Raw genomic sequence first — 18,877 nt, 5'->3', positions numbered from 1 at the left:
TGCGGGCGCCTTCGTCTTGCACAGATACCTCAGCGCGACGAGGCGGCCCCCGGCAGCCCTGCACGCGGACCGCCCAAACGGCTCAACCACACCGACGCGAGGATCACCATACCGCCAATGGCCAGGCGCCCGAGCGGTTCGTCCTGGTTCCAGATCAGCAGGTTGAGCAGCAAGCCCACCGGCACATGCAGGTTGTTCATCACCGCCAGGGTACCGCCGGAGACCAGGCAGGCGCCCTTGTTCCACCAGTACAGCCCCAGCGCCGTCGGGCACAGGCCCAGGAACAGCAACACCAGCCACTGGGTGTCGGTACTCGGCAGGTGCTGGGTATTGCCGAACAGCAGGAAGGCCGGCAACACCACCAGCAATGCGCCCAGGTAGAAATAGCCGAAGCGGCGGTAGTGCGGCAGGTCGCTGGGGTGACGGGCCACCAGGTGGCGGTACAGCACCTGGCCGGCGGCGTAGGTGAAGTTGGCCAGTTGCAGCAACAGGAAACCGATGAAGAACTCGCCGGTGACCGTGTCGAAGCGGATCACCGCCGCGCCGGCCACCGCCACCAGGGCGGCGAGCAGCGCCCAGGGGTTGAAGCGCCGGTTCAGGGCATCCTCGATCAAGGTGACATGCAGCGGGGTGAGGATGGTGAACAGCAGCACCTCCGGCACCGTCAGCACGCGGAAGCTGAGGTACAGGCAGACATAGGTGATGCCGTACTGCAGCGCACCAATCAGCAGCATCGAGCGCATGAAGCGCGGCTCGACCTGGCGCCAGCGGGTCAGCGGCAGGAACACCAGGCCGGCCAGGACAACACGGGCCAGTACGGCGAAGTAGCTGTCGACATGGCCGGCCAGGTATTCGCCGATCAGGTTGAAGGAGTACGCCTGGATCAGCGCGACGATTATCAGGTAGCCCATGGTTGGCCCTCGTGGATCAAGGCGGGGACCTTAGCGGGTTGGGCCTGGGCAGTTCAACCATGGGATTTTGGGGGTGCTCGTGGACGTCTCCCCTTTCTCTTCGCGCGCTTCCCCGTGTAGGAGCGGCCTTGTGCCGCGAAAGGGCTGCGTAGCGGCCCCAGGATTTCAGTATCGAGCAGAAATCGCCGGGGCCGCTTTGCGGCCCTTTCGCGGCACAAGGCCGCTCCTACAGGAGGCGTGCCGTCCTCACAGGCATAAAAAAGCCCGGCCATCACTTGGCCGGGCAGGCACACCCAAAGGAGCAACAAGGTGTCAGGGTTGGGAATTCGTCGCGGCTCAGGCCACCGCGGCCAGCTTGGCCTTGGCCTGGTTCAGGCCCTTCTCGTGGAACTCGCCGCTCATGTTCAGGCCCTCGGCGTGGATGAAGTCCACATCGTGGATGCCGATGAAGGCCATCACCTGGCGCAGGTAGGGTTCCTGGTGGTCACTGCTGGCACCGGCATGGATGCCGCCGCGGGCGGTCAGGACGATGGCGCGCTTGCCGTTGAGCAGGCCCTGCGGGCCGGTCGGGGTGTACTTGAAGGTGATGCCGGCGCGCAGCACGTGATCCAGCCAGGCTTTCAGGGTGCTGGGGATGGTGAAGTTGTACATCGGCGCGGCCATCACCAGCACGTCGGCAGCCAGCAGTTCGTCGGTCAGCGCGTTGGAACGCTCCAGCGCGTCACGCTCGGCGGCGCTACGCTGCTCCTCGGGCTTCATCCAGCCGCCGAGCAGGTTGGCGTCCAGGTGCGGCACGGGGTTCACGGCCAGGTCGCGCAGCTTGATCTCGTCAGCCGGATGCGCCGCTTGCCATTGCTGGATGAAGTCCAGGGTCAGTTGACGGGAAACGGAATCCTGCTGGCGGGCGCTGCTTTCGATGATCAGTACGCGGGACATGGGGTGCCTCCATCGGCGGTAAAGGGTGGCGATTCGATGGAGGTGAGATTAGTGGTTGACCTATCGATAAAAAAGCGTAAAAAGTGGGATCAACCTATCGATTAATCTGTTTTATTGCGCTTTGCAGTCGAGCACGATGCGCAGCTTGATGATCTGCCGGTTGAACTTGGCGGTGACATCCACGCTCCTGCCGGCGGGCACATTGACCCGGCGCACCCGTGGCGCCTCGGGGCCGTTGCGGAAAGTGACCTTGCACGCCGCCGGCACCTGCCCATAGTTGTTGAGGCTGATCGAGCCAATGTCGTAGGCCGTGTCGTAGGCGGTGTAGTCGACCTTGACCCCGGTCAGGTCCTTTTCCACATCGATCGGGTATGCCATGGCCCCGAGGGGCAGGCACAACAGCAAAGCCGCACAACATTTCTTCATACGGGCGCTCTCCTTGGGAAGAGCGCAGCTTAGGACAACAGGAGCCCTGGATGAAAGCACCGCGCGTTACCCTGGATCAGTGGCGGACCCTGCAGGCAGTGGTCGACCACGGTGGGTTCGCCCAGGCCGCCGAGGCCCTGCACCGTTCGCAGTCGTCGGTGAGCTACACCGTGGCGCGGATGCAGGAGCAACTGGGCGTGCCATTGCTGCGCATCGATGGACGCAAGGCGGTGCTGACCGAGGCCGGCAGCGTGCTGCTGCGCCGTTCGCGGCAACTGGTCAAGCAGGCCAGCCAGCTGGAAGACCTGGCTCACCACATGGAACAGGGCTGGGAGGCCGAAGTGCGCCTGGTGGTCGACGCCGCCTACCCCAGCGCCCGCCTGGTGCGCGCCCTGGCCGCCTTCATGCCGCAGAGCCGCGGCTGCCGGGTACGCCTGCGCGAAGAGGTGCTGTCCGGGGTCGAGGAAGTGCTGCACGAAGGCATCGCCGACCTTGCCATCAGCAGCTTCAACATCGGCGGCTACCTGGGCACCGAACTGAGCCCGGTAGAGTTCATCGCCGTCGCCCACCCCGAGCACGCCCTGCACCGCATGGGTCGCGAGATCACCTTCCAGGACCTGGAAAGCCAGCTGCAGGTGGTGATCCGCGACTCCGGCCGGGCCCAGCCGCGCGATGTCGGCTGGCTCGGCGCCGAGCAGCGCTGGACGGTCGGCAGCCTGGGCACTGCGGCGACCTTCGTCGGCAGCGGCCTGGGCTTTGCCTGGCTGCCCCGGCACATGATCGAGCGCGAGCTGCGCGAAGGCGTGCTCAAGCCCCTACCGCTGGATCAGGGTGGCAGCCGCCATCCACTGTTCTACCTTTACTCGAGCAAGGAAAAGACCCTGGGCCCGGCCACGCAGATCCTCATCGAACTGCTGCGCAACTTCGACACCGCGCCGCTGGACGTGCCCTTCGCAGCCCCCCCGCAAGCCTGAGAGGACCGCGCCCATGGCCTGTTTCGAACATGACGGATGCCTGCTGCATTACGAGGAACACGGCCAGGGCGAGCCCCTGGTGCTGCTGCACGGGCTGGGCTCGAGCAGCCAGGACTGGGAACTGCAGGTACCCGAGCTCAGCCGCCAGTACCGGGTGATCCTCATGGACATCCGCGGCCACGGGCAATCGTCCAAGCCACGCCAGGGCTACCAGATAAAGACCTTCAGCGAGGATCTATTGGCCTTGCTGCGCCATCTGGACACCGGCCCGGTGCACTTCGTCGGCCTGTCCATGGGCGGCATGCTCGGTTTCCAGTTCGCCGTCGACCACCCCGACTGGCTGCGCAGCCTGTGCATCGTCAACAGTGCCCCCGAGGTCAAGCGCCGCACCCGCAGCGACTGGATCTGGTGGCTCAAGCGCTGGAGCCTGGCGCGCCTGCTCAGTGTCGAGACCGTCGGCAAGGGCCTGGCCGCGCGGCTGTTCCCCAAGCCGGAGCAGGCCGAATTGCGGCGCAAGATGGCCCAGCGCTGGGCGCGCAACGACAAACGTGCCTATTTGAAAAGTTTCGACGCCATCGTCGACTGGGGCGTGCAGGAACGCATCGGCCAGATCCGCTGTCCCACCCTGGTGATCGCCGCCGACCACGATTACACACCGATACAACTGAAGGAGCGTTACGTCGCCCTGATGCCCAATGCCAGACTGGCGGTCATCGACGATTCGCGGCACGCTACGCCCCTGGATCAACCTGAAGTCTTCAACCGTACCGTGCTGCAGTTCCTCGCAGCCGCTTCCACCTCTCAAGGATCTTTGAGCCCATGCTGAAAAAACTTCTGCTCACCGCCTGCTCGGTCGCCTTCGCCACCAGTGTCATGGCTTCCGACAAGACCCCGCACGTTGAGCTGGTCACCAGCTTTGGCAAGATCGAGATCGAGCTGAACGCAGAAAAAGCGCCGATCAGTACCAAGAACTTCCTCCAGTACGTGGACAGCGGCTTCTACAACAACACCATCTTCCACCGCGTGATCCCGGGCTTCATGGTCCAGGGCGGCGGCTTCACCGACCAGATGGTGCAGAAGAGCACCCAGGACCCGATCCGCAACGAGGCGAGCAACGGCCTGCAGAACACTCGCGGTACCCTGTCCATGGCCCGTACCTCCGACCCGAACTCGGCCACCAGCCAGTTCTTCATCAACGTCGCCGACAATGATTTCCTCAACCCGGGCCGCGACCGTGGCTACGCGGTGTTCGGCAAGGTCACCAAGGGCATGGAGGTGGTCGACCAGATCGTCAACTCGCCGACCACCGTCAAGAAAGGCATGCGCGATGTACCGGCGGATCCGGTCTACATCAAGTCGGCCAAACGCATCGACTGATCCCGCGCCACACAGGGACGTGAGTCGGGTCGAACAGGAGTGTCGTCACCCATGCTGTACCGTCGTTTCGAGCAGTTGATCGACATTTTCCGCGAGGCGCCCAGCGAGGCGCCTCCCGGCAAGGTCTGGCCCTTCTATCTCTACTACCTGCGCCAGGTGTGGCCGAGCTTCCTCGCCCTGCTGATCGTCGGCCTGATCGCCTCGCTGATCGAAGTGGCGCTGTTCAGCTACCTGAGCCGGATCATCGACCTGGCCCAGGGCACGCCCAACGCCAATTTCTTCAGCGAGCACAGCGGCGAGCTGATCTGGATGCTGGTGGTGGTGCTGGTGCTGCGGCCGGTGTTCTTCGGCCTGCATGACCTGCTGGTGCACCAGACCATCAGCCCGGGCATGACCAGCCTGATCCGCTGGCAGAACCACACCTACGTGCTCAAGCAGAGCCTGAACTTCTTCCAGAGCGACTTCGCCGGGCGCATCGCCCAGCGCATCATGCAGACCGGCAACTCCCTGCGCGATTCGGCGGTGCAGGCGGTGGATGCGCTGTGGCACGTGCTGATCTACGCCATCAGTGCACTGGTGCTGTTCGCCGAGGCTGACTGGCGGCTGATGCTGCCGCTGCTGGTGTGGATCGCCTGCTATATCGGTGCGCTGTACTACTTCGTGCCCAGGGTGAAGGAGCGTTCGGTGATTTCTTCCGACGCCCGTTCCAAGCTGATGGGGCGCATCGTCGACGGCTACACCAACATCGCCACGCTCAAGCTGTTTGCCCACACCGACTACGAGCAGCAGTACGCCCGCGAGGCGATCAGCGAGCAGACCGAGAAGACCCAGCTGGCCTCACGGGTGATCACCAGCATGGACGTGGTCATCACCTCGCTGAATGGCTTGCTGGTGGTCAGCACCACTGGCCTTGCCCTGTGGCTGTGGAGCCAGTCGCTGATCAGCGTCGGCGCCATCGCCTTGGCCACGGGCCTGGTGATTCGCATCGTCAACATGTCCGGCTGGATCATGTGGGTGGTCAACGGCATCTTCGAGAACATCGGCATGGTCCAGGACGGCCTGCAGACCATCGCCCAGCCGGTCACCGTCAGCGACAGGCCCAATGCCCCGGCGCTCAAGGTCAGCCGCGGCGCGGTGCGCTTCGACCATGTCGAGTTCCACTACGGCAAAGGCGGCAAGGTGATCGATGCCCTGAACCTGGACATCCGCCCTGGCGAGAAGATCGGCCTGATCGGCCCGTCCGGCGCCGGCAAGTCGACCCTGGTCAACCTGCTGCTGCGCCTGTACGACATCGACAGCGGGCGCATCCTCATCGACGGCCAGGACATCGCCGAGGTCAACCAGGCCAGCCTGCGTGCGCAGATCGGCATGATCACCCAGGACACCTCGCTGCTGCACCGCTCGATCCGCGACAACCTGCTGTACGGCCGGCCGCAGGCCAGCGACGAGGAGGTCTGGGAGGCGGTGCGCCGGGCCCGGGCCGACGAGTTCATCCCGCAGCTGTCCGATGCCCAGGGCCGCACCGGCTTCGACGCCCATGTCGGCGAGCGTGGCGTCAAGCTCTCCGGCGGCCAGCGCCAGCGCATCGCCATTGCCCGGGTACTGCTGAAGAACGCGCCGATCCTGATCATGGACGAGGCGACCTCGGCACTGGATTCGGAGGTCGAGGCGGCGATCCAGGAAAGCCTGGAGACGCTGATGCAGGGCAAGACGGTAATCGCCATCGCCCACCGCCTGTCGACCATCGCCCGCATGGACCGGCTGATCGTGCTGGACAAGGGGCATATCGTCGAAAGCGGCAGCCATGCCGAGTTGCTGGCACAGCGCGGGTTGTATGCGCGGTTATGGCATCACCAGACCGGGGGGTTTGTCGGCGTCGACTGAGTTGAAGGGGTCCCTTGTAGGAGCGGCCTTGTGCCGCGAAAGGGCTGCGTAGCAGCCCCAGGATTTCAGCGTTGACGCAAAGATCGCCGGGGCCGCTTTGCGGCCCTTTCGCGGCACAAGGCCGCTCCTACAGGGATAGCGTGTGGCCAGTCACTTCAAACCTGGCGATACGGCAACATCCCCCGCGCCTCGTCGGCGTAGGCCATCACTCCTTCGCGCTCCTGACGCAAAAAGTCCGCGACCGCCCGGTGCAACCCCGGGTGCAGCAGGTAATGCCACGACCGCGTGATCACAGGCTCGAACCCGCGAATCAGCTTGTGCTCGCCCTGGGCACCGGCATCGAAGCGCTGCAGGCCTTCGCCGATCGCGAAGTCCATGCCTTGGTAGAAACAGGTCTCGAAATGCAGGCGGTCGAATTCGTCCAGGCAACCCCAGTAGCGGCCATACAGGCTATCGCCCCCCACCAGGCTGAAGGCCATCGCCACCTCGCGCCCTTGCTGCCGGGCAATGACCACGCGAATCGCCTCGGGCATGCGCTCGGCCACCAGGCTGAAGAACTCGCGAGTCAGGTACGGCGCCCGGCGGCGCACGGCATAGGTGTTGGCATAGCAGCGGTAGACGAAGTCCCACTGCGCCTCACTCAGTTCATCACCGCGGTACCAGGCGAAGTCGATCCCCTGCCCCGCCACTTGCTCGCGCTCCTTGCGCATCTGCTTGCGCTTGCGTGAGCTGAGGGTGTCGAGAAAATCCTGGAAGTCCCGGTAACCCCGGTTGCGCCAGTGAAACTGGCAGCCCAGGCGCTCCAGCCAGCCCGGCTGGCCGGCAATGGCCGCGTCCAGCACGCTGTCGGTGAAATTGATGTGCGCCCCCGACAGCCCACCCTTGCCCAGGTACTCGGGAATCGCCTGCAACAGCAGCAGGCCATCAGCAGGGTCGGACGCCAGCAGGCGCGGCCCGGCGACCGGGCTGAACGGCACCGCGCCGAGCAGCTTGGGGTAGTAGGCGATGCCCGCCCGCTCGCAGGCATCGGCCCAGCCATGGTCGAACACGTACTCGCCGAACGAATGCCATTTGCGGTACGCCGGCAGCAGTGCCCGCACCTCGCCATCGCGCTCCAGCACCAGATGTTCGGCGGCCCAGCCGGTGTCGGGTACCACGCTGGCACTGTCTTCCATGGCACTGAGAAAGGCGTGGCGCAGGAACGGCTGGCCATCGGGCACCAGCGCGTCCCAGGTGGTCGCCGGCAGGTCGCGCAGGTGGGCAAGGCTGTGAAGGCTGATCACGGTTGCAACTCGCTATGGACAGGGCGCCAGTATTGCCAAAGCCGCCGTGACACACAAATGACGTCCTGTTTACTTAACAACAGTGCCACTATTCAGACATTATTCTGTCATTCCCCCCCGCAATACTTGCGCCTGTTTTCCGGAACCCCAGAACCTGTCTACACAGGCCCTTTCCGAAGACATGCCAACTCGGGGGTGGGCGCTTGAGCCTCCCCACTTTTTCCAACAGGGAGAACCTTATGCGTCTTGTTTCTACACTTACTGGAGTGAGCCTCACCGGCATGATGCTGGCTCTGAGTACTCCGGCCAGTGCTGCTGTCGACGCCAAGCTGCTCGAAATACTCCGCGCCAACGGCTCGATCAACCAGGCGCAGTACACCGAACTGCAGGGCGACCTGGCAAAGGAAACCAAGGAAAAGGCCGACCAGAAAGCCCAGTCCGAGCGCCTGAGCTCCTTCGAACAAAAAGTGGCATGGGCCGCCAAGACCCAGATCAAGGGTGACGTGCGCCTGCGCTACGAAGACGTCAACGTCGACAACCCCAACAGCCGCAGCGGCAACCAGGACCGCGAGCGTGTGCGTGCCCGCGTCGGTTTCTACAGCGAGATCAACCCGCAGGTCGACGCCGGCATTCGCGTGGCCACCGGCAGCAGCTCGGACGCCCGCTCGACCAACCAGAGCCTGGACAACTACTTCGACAAGAAATCGCTGTGGGTGGACCTTGCCTACCTCGACTGGCACCCGACCGCCGTGCCGAACCTGCACCTGATCGGCGGCAAGATGCTGCAGCCGTGGGTGAGCATGGGCGACATCATCTGGGACAGCGACATCAACCCGGAAGGCGTGGCCGTCACCTACAAGACCAACCTGGGCGGCGCCGAAGTGTTCGGCAGCGCCGGTCACTACACCCTCAAGGACAACGTCGACGGCGACGGCGTGCAGTTCAAGCACGACGCGCAGCTGTACCACGGCCAGTTGGGCACCAAGTTCAACCTGGCTGACAGCGTCAAGGTCACCGTCGGCGGCAGCCTCTACGGCTTCGACAACGACAAGAAGTCGGCCGTGCTGCGCAGCTTCGGCAACACCACCACCGAGTTCAACCTGGCTGAAGGCTTTGGCCAGGTGGACTTCACCGGCTTCGCTATCCCGCTGTCGGCCTATGGCCAGTTCGTCAAGAACACCGACAGCACCGACGGCGAGGACAAGGCCTGGCTGGCGGGTCTGAAGACCAAGCTGGGCGCCTGGAGCCTGGACTACAACTACCGCGACGTGCAGCGCAACGCCGTGGTCAGCCTGTTCACCGACTCCGACTTCGGCGCCGGCTTTACCGGTTCGCGTGGCCACAAGTTCAAGGTCGGCTACGAGATCGACAAGAACTTCTCGCTGGGCGCGGCCTACCTGATGGCCAAGACCGACCTGTCGCAGCTGCCGAACAACAATGCTGACGTCGATACCCTGCAGGTCGACCTGGAAGCCAAGTTCTAAGCGCTACGCTCCCTTGCTCCACCCTGAAGCGGGAAATGCCGACCCCATCCGGCATTTCCCGCTTTTTTTGCCTGTCAGAAAGCTGGGGGCTGCTTTGCAGCCCTTTCGCGGCACAAGGCCGCTCCTACAGGGAAATGCGGTCCCCTGTAGGAGCGGCCTTGTGCCGCGAAAGGGCCGCAAAGCGGCCCCAGCTTTCTCGAACTGATAATCAGCGCTTGCGCAGCACCACACTACCAATCGAATAGCCAGCACCGAACGAACTTAGTACGCCAAGCGACCCTTTGGCCAGGTCATCCTGATACAGGTGGAAGGCAATCACCGACCCCGCCGAACTGGTGTTGGCATAGCGATCCAGGATCACCGGCGCATCTTCCTCGGCCACTTCACGCCCCAGCAGTTTCTTGACGATCAGGTGGTTCATGCTCAGGTTGGCCTGGTGCAGCCAGAAGCGCTTGACGTCCGACGGTTGCAGATCGTTCTCGGCCAGGTGCTTGCCGATCAGCTCGGCGACCATCGGGCAGACTTCCTTGAACACCTTGCGGCCTTCCTGCACGAACAGCTTGTCGCGAGCACCGATGCCCTCTTCCGCCGCGCGGTTGAGGAAGCCGAAGTTGTTGCGGATGTTGTTGGAGAACGCCGTCAGCAGCTTGGTGCTGACGATGTCGAACTGGTGTTCGGAGGTGGCCAGGTCGGCACGCTCGACCAGCACGGCGGTGGCGGCATCGCCGAAGATGAAGTGGCTGTCGCGGTCACGGAAGTTCAGGTGGCCGGTGCAGATTTCCGGGTTGACCACCAGCACGGCGCGCGACTGGCCCAGCTGCACGCTGTTGGCGGCGGTCTGGATACCGAAGGTGGCCGACGAGCAGGCCACGTTCATGTCGAAGGCGAAGCCCTGGATACCCAGTGCCTGCTGCACTTCGATGGCGATGGCCGGGTATGGGCGCTGCAGATTGGAACAGGCGACGATCACCCCGTCGACATCGGCGGCGGTGCGCCCGGCACGCTCCAGGGCCTGGCGGGCGGCGGCCACGCCCATCTCGCAGAGGATCGATTGTTCGTCGTTGCCGCGCTCAGGCAAGCGCGGCTTCATGCGCTGCGGATCAAGAATGCCGGCCTTGTCCATGACGAAGCGGCTCTTGATGCCCGAGGCCTTCTCGATGAAGGCGGCATCGGACAGCGGCGCCGCCTCGACCTCGCCACGCTCGATGGCGGCGGCGTTGTCACGGTTGAATCGTTGTGCCCAGGCGTTGAAGGATTCCACCAGTTCTTCGTTGGAAATGCTTTGGGCCGGGGTGTACAGGCCGGTGCCGCTGATGACGACGTTGTGCACGGTCGTTCCTCTGGTCTGGGGCCATCGCCACAAGGCGCTGGCCGGAATAAGGGCAACTTAATGGCACCTTGGTACCAATTTTGAGGCGAGGGCTGAGCCCTCGTTCGCGGCGCAAGGCCGCTCCTACAGAATCGGCGTTCTCCTGTAGGAGCGGCCTTGTGCCGCGATCGGCCGCACAGCGGCCGCAAATTCCTGCAAGTTTGCCACAACTTTGGGAGCTTAGGCTTCCACCTGACTCCACTGTTTGCTCAGTCGCTTGTCGGAAACCGCCACCTTCGTCCCCAGTTGCTGGGCAAACAACGACACCCGGTATTCCTCCAGCAGCCAGCGGTACAGGGTCAGTTGCTCATCGCGCTTGCCTTCCTGGGCATGCTTGTCGGCGCGGGCCTGGTACTGCGCCCAGCAATTGGCCAGCTCGCCGCTCCACACCCGGTCCTTCTGCACCTGCGAACCCAGCTTCTCCAGGCGCAGTTCCACCGCCTTGAGATAACGCGGCAACTCCTTGAACCAGGCCCCCGGCGTTTCCCGCACGAAGCCCGGGTACACCAGGTTGGCCAACTGCTGCTTGATGTCGTTGAGCGCCACCGCCTGGCTCAGGTCGATCTTGCCCTTGAAGCGCTTCTGCAGGCCATGCCACAGCTTCAGCACCTCCAGGGTCAGGCGGGCCAGGCGTTCGGCGTGCTCGGTCCAGCTGCCGCGCTTGCGTTCGGCCAGCGAGGCCAGGCCCGCGCCATCACGCGGCAGTGGGTCTTCGCCTTCCAGCACACAACTGTCGAGGCTGGCCAGGAGGATATCCTCGACCAGTGCCTCGATTCGGCCCAGTTCACGGTACAACAGCCCCAGTTCGGTCAGCCCCGGCAGCTTGCCGCGCAGGAACTTGGCCGGTTCCGCCAGCTGTTGCAGCAACAGGCGCTGCAAGGCGCGACGGTGCTGGAACTCGGCTTCGGCCTGGGTCGAGAAACGCCCTTCGCGTACCGTGCCGTTGTCCTCGACCAGCGCCGGGTAGACCGTCATCGACAGCCCGGCGATCTTCTGCTGGGCGGTCTGCGCCACCTGCGCGAAGGCCTTGGCCTGTACCGGCTGCTCGGCCTTCTCGCTGCGCGGCAGGGCCAGCGCCGCCTGGCTGGCGGCGGCGAAGCGGGCGGTCAGCTCGGCGAGGTCGCGGCCTTCGCCAAGGAACTTGCCCTGGGCGTCGACCACTTCGATGTTCATGCGCAGATGGCCCTCGACCAGCCCGGCCGCTTCCGCCCAGGCCTCGTCCGACACCCGCGCCCCGGTCATGCGCAGCAACTCCTGCCCCAGCGCCTGCGGCAATGCCCCCTGGCCGAACGCCAGGCGCGACAGGGCCGCCTTGACGAAGTCGGGCACCGGCACGAAGTTCTTGCGCAGGGCCTTGGGCAAGTTGCGCACCAGGGCGATGCACTTGGCCTCCAGCAGGCCGGGCACCAACCATTCCAGGCGTTCGCCCGGCAGGTTCGGCAACAGCGGCGCCGGCACCCGCACGGTCACGCCGTCACGCGGGTGGTTCGGTTCGAAGTGATAGCTCAGCGACAGGCGCAGATCGCCCACCTGCAGGTGGTCCGGATACTGCGCGGCGGTGACCTCGCTGGCCTCGCGGGCGAGCACGTCCTCTTCGCGCATGATCAGCAGGTTCGGATCCTTCTGGCTGTTCATCCGGTACCAGCTGTCGAAGGTCGCGGTCTGGTGAATCTCTTCGGGCAGGCGCGCCTCGTAGAAGGCGTACAGCGTCTCCTCGTCGGCCAGAATATCGCGCCGTCGGGCCTTGGCCTCCAGCTCGTCGAGCTGCTCGAGCAGGCGCTTGTTGGCCGCCAGGCACTTGGCCCGGGACTGGATCTCGCCACCGACCAGGCCGTCGCGGATGAACAGCTCGCGGGAAGTGACCGGGTCGATCGGGCCGAAATGCACCGGCCGACGGCCGACCAGGATCAGCCCGTAGAGGGTGATCTGCTCGTAGGCCACCACCTGGCCGCGCTTCTTCTCCCAGTGCGGTTCGAAGTGGTTCTTCTTGATCAGGTGGGTGGCCAGCGGCTCGATCCAGTCCGGCTCGATCTTGGCCACCATGCGCGCGTACAGCTTGGTGGTCTCCACCAGTTCCGCGGCCATCACCCACTGCGGGCGCTTGCGGCCGATGCCCGACGAGGGGTGAACCCAGAAACGCCGCTGACGCGCGCCCTGGTAGTCGCCCTCCTCGGTCTTCTGGCCGATCTGGCTGAGCAGGCCGCTGAGAATCGCCTTGTGCAGGGGCTGGTAGTCGCAGGCGTCCTTGTTGACCGCCAATTGCAGATCACGGCAGATCAGCGCCAGCTGGCGATGGGCGTCGCGCCACTCGCGCAGGCGCAGGTAGTTGAGGAAGTTCTTGCGGCACCAGTTGCGCAGCGGGCTGGCGGTCAGCGCCTGGCGCTGCTCCTCGAAACCGCGCCACAGGTTGACCAGCGCGGCGAAGTCGGAATCGACATCCTTCCACTGCGCGTGCGCCTGGTCGGCAGCCTGCTGGCGCTCCGGCGGGCGCTCGCGCGGGTCCTGCACCGACAGCGCGCTGGCGACGATCAGCACTTCCTGCAGGCTGCCCTGACGGGCGCCTTCGAGCAGCATGCGACCCAACCGTGGATCGATCGGCAGGCGCGCCAGCTGGCGGCCCAGTGGTGTCAGCTGGTTCTCGCGGTTGACCGCCGACAGCTCCTGCAACAGGTTGAAGCCGTCGCTGATGGCCTTGCCATCCGGCGGCTCGATGAACGGGAAGGCGTCGATCGCGCCCAGGCGCAGGTGCAGCATCTGCAGGATCACCGCGGCCAGGTTGGTGCGCAGGATCTCCGGATCGGTGAACGCCGGGCGGCCGTTGAAGTCGTCCTCGCTGTACAGGCGGATGCAGATGCCCGGCTCGACACGCCCGCAGCGGCCTTTACGCTGGTTGGCGCTGGCCTGGGACACCGCCTCGATGGGCAGGCGCTGGACCTTGGCGCGGTAGCTGTAGCGGCTGATGCGCGCGGTGCCGCTGTCGATCACGTAGCGGATGCCCGGCACGGTCAGCGAGGTTTCGGCGACGTTGGTCGCCAGCACCACGCGCCGGCCGCTGTGGGACTGGAAGATTCGCTGCTGCTCGGCCGGCGACAGCCGCGCATACAGCGGCAGGATCTCGGTGTGGCGCAGCTGCGCCTTGCGCAGGATCTCGGCGGCGTCGCGGATCTCGCGCTCACCGGGCAGGAACACCAGCACATCGCCCGGACCCTTGCCCTGGCTGCGCTCATGCTGGGCGATCTCGTCGAGGCTGGCGAGGATCGCCTGGTCGACGGACAGGTCCTCCTCGACCTGGTTGCCCTCCTCGTCGTGCTCGCTGGTCAGCGGCCGGTACCAGGTTTCCACCGGGTAGGTGCGCCCGGACACCTCGATGATCGGCGCGCCGTCGAAGTGCTTGGAGAAGCGCTCCAGGTCGATGGTCGCCGAGGTGATGATCAACTTCAGGTCCGGGCGGCGGTGCAGCAGGGTCTTGAGGTAGCCGAGCAGGAAGTCGATGTTCAGGCTGCGCTCATGAGCCTCGTCGACGATGATCGTGTCGTAGCGCTCGAGGAAACGGTCGTGCTGGGTTTCGGCCAGCAGGATACCGTCGGTCATCAGCTTGATCAGGGTGTTCGAATCGCTCTGGTCCTCGAAACGCACCTGGTAGCCGACCAGCGCCCCCAACGGCGTGCCCAGCTCCTCCGCGACCCGCGCCGCCACGCTGCGCGCGGCGATCCGCCGGGGCTGGGTGTGGGCGATCAGGCCATGGCTGCCGCGGCCCAGCTCCAGGCAGATCTTCGGCAGCTGGGTGGTCTTGCCGGAACCTGTCTCGCCGGCGATCACCAGCACCTGGTGCTCGGCCAGGGCCTTCTTGATCTCGTCGCGCTTGGCGGCGATGGGCAGGTTGTCGTCGTAGCGAATGCTCGGCACGCTCTGCTGGCGCGCGGTGACCTGGGCGCAGGAGGCCTGGACCTTTTCCACCCACTGCGCGAGCTTGCCCTCGTCGGGGCGCTTGCGCAGCTCGTGCAATTGCCGGCGCAACCGATGGCGGTCGGCGATCATGGCGTGGTCGAGGTTCTTCAGCAGTTGGTCGATGGCGTGGTCTGTCATGGGGCTTTTTAATGATGCAGGCGAGTGCTGCTTTTTCATGATCGGCAGGCGTAAGAGGCAGGATTGTCGCAGATTTGCGAAATCGATGCTGCCTGTGCCCGCCGTTCAGTCGCGGTCACGCTCGAAATAGCGGGAGCGCTTGAACAACAACGGGGTAGCAATTGCCACGAAAAAAGCTGACCAGCCAATACCATCAAGTTGCAGGAACTGCTCTTCACCCAGTTGATTACAGGCGGTAATCCCCGTGACGTTGAAGACGATATAGAGAAGAAACCTGATGCACCTTGACCGGCATGCCCAGTCGACCAACGTGCCGACCACGAGGGCATAGCAAATACCATAAAGTACCCACATATCCGCTCCCCTTCAGATAATCAGCATCAGGCTGCTGGATTGGGGACCAATACCGCCTTTCACGGTTGCTGACAGCGATGCCAGTACATCCCCAGCATGAAAAGTAGGAATCTTATTCTGAATCAACCACGCCACAGCTCCGGTGGCGGCGATCCCTGCGACCGCCGCCGCAGGCCCACCTGCCATTGCTAGCGCGACATCCGCCGTCGCTTTACCCGCTGCGGTACTGAAAATGCCCGAAACCCTGTACCTCTGCTGATTGAGGCTGTCCCCCTGCTGGCGAGTTAACGGCCGCGATACCGCAACCGTCATCAGGCAAGGCCGCTGCCCTGCCAGCATCCGGTCGTAAAGCTCCGCCATTTTTTCAACGACCCGATAGTGCCCGGCATGCACCCATGGCAGGCCCGTTTGCCGGATTTGGCAACATTCTCCTGGCTGGATGATGAACTCGCTGACATCGAAGACGATCGCGTGATGGGCGATTACCTGATAAGTCCTTTGCGCTTGCATGGCGATCCCTGACCATTCTTACAAAGAAAGGGACTTTCACCGCTGGCGCGCCACCTGCCAATTAGCCTAGGTCCGATAAAACTGTGGGAAGCTTCCTAAGCTGCTGCAACGCGGCGGAAAGACCTTGCCAATGTTTAGCTGACACCGGAATGAACGTCGCCATTCACTGCTTTAATCAACCTTACAGGCCATGTGAGTATCCAGGGATGCTTCCCGACCCGATGATCGCCCGCCCGCTGCCCCACCCTTCGCTGCCGAAGGCCCGGGCCCGTGCCGGTGAAAATCCGCTGGTCCATATCATCCTGGCGTTCTGGGCGCTGTGGCACTGCCGTCACGCGCGCCCACCGGACACTTCGCTCACGCACTCCTGACCCGACCCGGCCGCCCCACTGGCCGATTGACTCAGCCTGACCGCTCGCCTGCGCGGCGGTCACGTGTGCCCCAGAGCGAATCCACCATGCACTTTGCCCCCGCAGAGCAAGCCAGGCGTTTCCTGGCCGACAACCCCGATATCGACCTGATCGAGCTGTTCATCCTCGACGCCAACGGCGTCCCCCGCGGCAAGCTGCTGCACCGCGAGGAACTGCTGGCGGTGTTCGAAAGCGGCCGCCCGCTGCCCAGCACCATCCTCGGCCTGACCCTCAACGGCGACGATGTCGAAGACTCCGGCCTGGTCTGGGACGTCGGTGACATCGACTGCCGCGCCTACCCGCTGGACGGCAGCCTGGTGCGCCTGCCCTGGCGCCGGGTGCCGACCGCCGCCGTGCAGGTCAGCATGCACCCCGGCGAAGGCCTGCCGGCCAGCGTGGCCGATCCGCGCCATGTGCTGCTGCGGGTGATCGACGCACTCAAGGCCGATGGTTTCCACCCGGTGATGGCCTGCGAGCTGGAGTTCTACCTGCTCGACCAGCAGCGCGACGCCCAGGGCCGGCCGCAGCCGGCGCTGGACAGCGACGGCGGACGCCCACGCGGGACCCAGGTGTATGGCCTGCGTGAGTTGGAGCAGATCGAACCCTTCCTCGCCGACCTCTACGCCGCCTGCAAGGCCCAGGGCATCCCGGCCCGCACGGCTATCTCCGAGTACGCGCCCGGCCAGGTGGAGATCACCCTGGAGCACGGCGACGCGCTCCAGGCCATGGACCAGGCCGTGCGCTACAAGCGCCTGGTCAAGGGCATCGCCAACGCCCATGGCATGCAGGCCTGCTTCATGGCCAAGCCGTTCGCCCAGCTGGCCGGCACCGGCATGCACATGCACCTGAGCCTGGCGGACGCCGCCGGCAACAACCTGTTCGCCAGCGAGGACAAGGCGGGCACCCCGCTGCTGCGCAAGGCGGTGGCCGGCATGCTGCGTCACCTGCGCGAATCGCTGCTGCTGTTCTGTCCCAACGCCAACTCGTTCCGCCGCTTCCAGGCCAACAGCTATGCACCGCTGGCGCCGACCTGGGGCGTGGACAACCGCACCGTCAGCCTGCGCGTGCCCGGCGGCCCGGCAGCCAGCCGGCATATCGAGCACCGCATCTGTGGCGCCGACGCCAACCCCTACCTGGCCGCCGCCGCGATCCTCGCCGCCACCCACCAGGGCATCCGTGAACAACTCGATCCCGGCGCCCCGGTCGAAGGCAACGGCTACGCCCAGGCCACCGAACACCTGCCCACCGACTGGCTGACCGCCCTCGAGGCCCTGGAGCGTTCGACCTGGGCCCGGGAGACGCTGGGCGAAACCTTCCTCGGCGTCTACCTGAAGGTCAAGCGCGCCGAGTACCGCCAGTTCATGGCCGAGGTCGGCGAGCAGGACTGGCGTTGGTACCTGCACCAGGCCTGATGCCCACGAGATTACAAGAAGGAACAAGCATGAACGCAGCAGTGAACAACGGCCCGGCCCAGCGCGCGCCGTCCTATTACAGCGCCACCCTCAACGACACCACCGAATACCCCACGCTCAAGGGCACGGTGCAGGTCGACGTGGCGATCATCGGCGGCGGCTTCACCGGCGTGGCCACCGCGGTGGAACTGGCCGAGCGCGGCCTGAAAGTGGCCATCGTCGAGACCAACCGCATCGGCTGGGGCGCCAGCGGGCGCAACGGCGGCCAGGTCACCGGCAGCCTGTCGGGCGACGAGGCCATGCGCACGCAGATGCGCGACCGGCTGGGCGCCGAGGTGGACGATTTCATCTGGCACCTGCGCTGGCGCGGCCACCAGATCATCGAGCAGCGCGTCGAGCGCTACGGTATCCAGTGCGACCTCAAGCGCGGCCACCTGCACGCGGCGATGAAACCGTCGCACATGAACGAACTGCGCGCCTTCGAGGCCGAGGCCCAGCGCCGCGGCATGGGCGACCAGGTGCAACTGCTCGACCGCAGCGCCATGCAGCGCCACCTGCAGAGCCCGTTGTACCTTGGCGCGCTGAAGAACCGCCGCAACCTGCACCTGCACCCGCTCAACCTGTGCCTGGGCGAGGCTCGCGCAGCCCACGGGCTGGGCGCGCTGGTGTTCGAAAACTCCGAGGTGCTGGAGATCTTCCACGGCCCGCGCCCGGCAGTGGTCACCGCCCAGGGACGGATCGAGGCACGCCAGGTGATGCTGGCCGGCGATGTGTATCACAAGCTGGAAAAGCGCCAGCTCAAGGGCAAGATCTTCCCAGCCATGGGCGGCATCGTCACCACCGCGCCGCTGGGCGAGCTGGCCGAGCAGATCAACCCGCAGGACCTGGCGGTGTACGACTGCCGTTTCGTCCTCGACTACTACCGCCTGACCGCCGACAAGCGCCTGCTGTTCGGCGGCGGCGCCAACTACTCCGGGCGTGATTCACGGGACATCGAAGGCGAGCTGCGCCCGTGCATCGAGCGCACCTTCCCGGCGCTCAAGGGCGTGCCGATCGAGTTCCAGTGGAGTTGCGCCATGGGCATCGTGGTCAACCGCATCCCGCAGCTGGGCAAGCTGTCGGACAACGTCTGGTACTGCCAGGGGTATTCCGGGCACGGCATCGCCACCAGCCACATCATGGGCGAGATCATGGCCGAGGCGCTGACCGGGACGCTGGAGAAGTTCGATACCTTTGCCGGGTGCAGGCACATCAAGGTGCCGATGGGCGACCTGCTGGGCAATCCGCTGCTGGCGGCGGGGATGTGGTATTACCAGATGCTGGAAAAGCTGCGCTGAACCTTAAGTCTGCGCAACCTCCCTGTGTAGGAGCGGCCTTGTGCCGCGAAAGGGCTGCAAAGCAGCCCCGGGATTTCAGCGACAATGCATCAATCGATGGGGGTGCTTCGCACCCCTTTCGCGG

General features: G+C 65.0%; 15 protein-coding genes. 7 read left to right on the top strand and 8 right to left on the bottom strand.

Features of this window, described 5'->3' with window-relative positions; translation table 11 throughout:
• Nucleotides 1-29 precede the first annotated feature (29 nt).
• From LU671_RS25250 to LU671_RS25240, 3 genes are all read right to left on the bottom strand, one after another.
• Nucleotides 30-911, bottom strand: a complete 882-nt coding sequence (locus tag LU671_RS25250; protein WP_232857293.1) for a carboxylate/amino acid/amine transporter — start codon at nt 909-911, stop codon at nt 30-32.
• A 336-nt stretch (nt 912-1,247) separates the two neighbouring features.
• Nucleotides 1,248-1,847 carry an FMN-dependent NADH-azoreductase gene (locus LU671_RS25245; RefSeq protein ID WP_203651432.1) on the bottom strand — a complete coding sequence of 200 codons (600 nt, stop codon included), beginning with the start codon at nt 1,845-1,847 and terminating at the stop codon, nt 1,248-1,250.
• Nucleotides 1,848-1,958: 111 nt separating this feature from the next.
• Nucleotides 1,959-2,273, bottom strand: coding sequence for a 3-phosphoglycerate kinase (locus LU671_RS25240; RefSeq protein WP_110739155.1), 315 nt, complete (start codon nt 2,271-2,273; stop codon nt 1,959-1,961).
• Nucleotides 2,274-2,323: 50 nt separating this feature from the next.
• Between LU671_RS25240 and LU671_RS25235 the strand changes: the two genes are divergently transcribed.
• Genes LU671_RS25235 through LU671_RS25220 form a run of 4 tightly spaced genes read left to right on the top strand, consistent with a single transcriptional unit; the run spans nt 2,324 to nt 6,508 of the window.
• Entirely contained in the window at nt 2,324-3,247 is a 924-nt protein-coding gene (locus LU671_RS25235) for a LysR family transcriptional regulator (protein WP_028693074.1), read from the top strand.
• Between the two features lie 13 nt (nt 3,248-3,260).
• A complete protein-coding gene (locus LU671_RS25230; protein WP_232857292.1) occupies nt 3,261-4,073 on the top strand; it encodes an alpha/beta fold hydrolase in 813 nt (270 codons plus the stop codon).
• Nucleotides 4,067-4,624 (top strand): peptidylprolyl isomerase, encoded by a 558-nt coding sequence (locus tag LU671_RS25225; protein WP_050706800.1) that lies wholly within the window; start codon nt 4,067-4,069, stop codon nt 4,622-4,624. The genes LU671_RS25230 and LU671_RS25225 overlap by 7 nt, the downstream gene beginning before the upstream one ends.
• A 51-nt stretch (nt 4,625-4,675) precedes the next feature.
• Nucleotides 4,676-6,508: an ABC transporter ATP-binding protein gene (locus tag LU671_RS25220; RefSeq protein ID WP_232857291.1), complete on the top strand. Its 1,833-nt coding sequence runs from the start codon at nt 4,676-4,678 to the stop codon at nt 6,506-6,508.
• Nucleotides 6,509-6,663: 155 nt separating this feature from the next.
• On the opposite strand, the gene LU671_RS25215 is transcribed toward LU671_RS25220, so the two are convergent.
• A complete protein-coding gene (locus LU671_RS25215) occupies nt 6,664-7,791 on the bottom strand; it encodes a GNAT family N-acetyltransferase (RefSeq protein WP_232857290.1) in 1,128 nt (375 codons plus the stop codon).
• 239 nt (nt 7,792-8,030) lie between these two features.
• On the opposite strand from LU671_RS25215, the gene LU671_RS25210 reads away from it, so the two are divergent.
• Entirely contained in the window at nt 8,031-9,275 is a 1,245-nt protein-coding gene (locus LU671_RS25210; protein ID WP_050706803.1) for a putative porin, read from the top strand.
• Between the two features lie 208 nt (nt 9,276-9,483).
• Here LU671_RS25210 and LU671_RS25205 read toward each other — a convergent pair whose 3' ends face one another.
• The 4 genes from LU671_RS25205 to LU671_RS25190 all read right to left on the bottom strand — a co-directional run bounded on the left by LU671_RS25205 (nt 9,484) and on the right by LU671_RS25190 (nt 15,594).
• Nucleotides 9,484-10,605: a beta-ketoacyl-ACP synthase III gene (locus LU671_RS25205; RefSeq protein ID WP_232857289.1), complete on the bottom strand. Its 1,122-nt coding sequence runs from the start codon at nt 10,603-10,605 to the stop codon at nt 9,484-9,486.
• 219 nt (nt 10,606-10,824) lie between these two features.
• On the bottom strand, nt 10,825-14,730 hold the full coding sequence (gene hrpA / locus LU671_RS25200) for an ATP-dependent RNA helicase HrpA (RefSeq protein WP_232857288.1): 3,906 nt from the start codon (nt 14,728-14,730) through the stop codon (nt 10,825-10,827).
• 105 nt (nt 14,731-14,835) lie between these two features.
• On the bottom strand, nt 14,836-15,084 hold the full coding sequence (locus tag LU671_RS25195) for a hypothetical protein (protein WP_203651406.1): 249 nt from the start codon (nt 15,082-15,084) through the stop codon (nt 14,836-14,838).
• 12 nt (nt 15,085-15,096) lie between these two features.
• Nucleotides 15,097-15,594, bottom strand: coding sequence for a hypothetical protein (locus LU671_RS25190; protein ID WP_203651403.1), 498 nt, complete (start codon nt 15,592-15,594; stop codon nt 15,097-15,099).
• Between the two features lie 457 nt (nt 15,595-16,051).
• Between LU671_RS25190 and LU671_RS25185 the strand changes: the two genes are divergently transcribed.
• Both LU671_RS25185 and LU671_RS25180 read left to right on the top strand, forming a co-directional pair.
• On the top strand, nt 16,052-17,416 hold the full coding sequence (locus LU671_RS25185; RefSeq protein WP_232857287.1) for a glutamine synthetase family protein: 1,365 nt from the start codon (nt 16,052-16,054) through the stop codon (nt 17,414-17,416).
• 29 nt (nt 17,417-17,445) lie between these two features.
• A complete protein-coding gene (locus LU671_RS25180; protein WP_232857286.1) occupies nt 17,446-18,753 on the top strand; it encodes an NAD(P)/FAD-dependent oxidoreductase in 1,308 nt (435 codons plus the stop codon).
• The last annotated feature ends 124 nt before the right edge of the window (nt 18,754-18,877 follow it).

The sequence above is a fragment of the Pseudomonas sp. NMI760_13 genome (assembly GCF_021283245.1).
GTDB classification, from domain to species: domain Bacteria; phylum Pseudomonadota; class Gammaproteobacteria; order Pseudomonadales; family Pseudomonadaceae; genus Aquipseudomonas; species Aquipseudomonas peradeniyensis.
This window is presented reverse-complemented; position numbering and strand designations above follow the sequence as displayed.

What these genes read in the sequence shown, in the direction of transcription:
- LU671_RS25210 (WP_050706803.1), top strand. Translation starts at nt 8,031, where the DNA reads ATGCGTCTTGTTTCTACACTTACTGGAGTGAGCCTCACCGGCATGATG.
- hrpA (WP_232857288.1), bottom strand. Translation starts at nt 14,730, where the DNA reads ATGACAGACCACGCCATCGACCAACTGCTGAAGAACCTCGACCACGCC.
- LU671_RS25230 (WP_232857292.1), top strand. Translation starts at nt 3,261, where the DNA reads ATGGCCTGTTTCGAACATGACGGATGCCTGCTGCATTACGAGGAACAC.
- LU671_RS25240 (WP_110739155.1), bottom strand. Translation starts at nt 2,273, where the DNA reads ATGAAGAAATGTTGTGCGGCTTTGCTGTTGTGCCTGCCCCTCGGGGCC.
- LU671_RS25235 (WP_028693074.1), top strand. Translation starts at nt 2,324, where the DNA reads ATGAAAGCACCGCGCGTTACCCTGGATCAGTGGCGGACCCTGCAGGCA.
- LU671_RS25180 (WP_232857286.1), top strand. Translation starts at nt 17,446, where the DNA reads ATGAACGCAGCAGTGAACAACGGCCCGGCCCAGCGCGCGCCGTCCTAT.
- LU671_RS25225 (WP_050706800.1), top strand. Translation starts at nt 4,067, where the DNA reads ATGCTGAAAAAACTTCTGCTCACCGCCTGCTCGGTCGCCTTCGCCACC.
- LU671_RS25250 (WP_232857293.1), bottom strand. Translation starts at nt 911, where the DNA reads ATGGGCTACCTGATAATCGTCGCGCTGATCCAGGCGTACTCCTTCAAC.
- LU671_RS25185 (WP_232857287.1), top strand. Translation starts at nt 16,052, where the DNA reads ATGCACTTTGCCCCCGCAGAGCAAGCCAGGCGTTTCCTGGCCGACAAC.
- LU671_RS25245 (WP_203651432.1), bottom strand. Translation starts at nt 1,847, where the DNA reads ATGTCCCGCGTACTGATCATCGAAAGCAGCGCCCGCCAGCAGGATTCC.
- LU671_RS25220 (WP_232857291.1), top strand. Translation starts at nt 4,676, where the DNA reads ATGCTGTACCGTCGTTTCGAGCAGTTGATCGACATTTTCCGCGAGGCG.
- LU671_RS25190 (WP_203651403.1), bottom strand. Translation starts at nt 15,594, where the DNA reads ATGCAAGCGCAAAGGACTTATCAGGTAATCGCCCATCACGCGATCGTC.
- LU671_RS25195 (WP_203651406.1), bottom strand. Translation starts at nt 15,084, where the DNA reads ATGTGGGTACTTTATGGTATTTGCTATGCCCTCGTGGTCGGCACGTTG.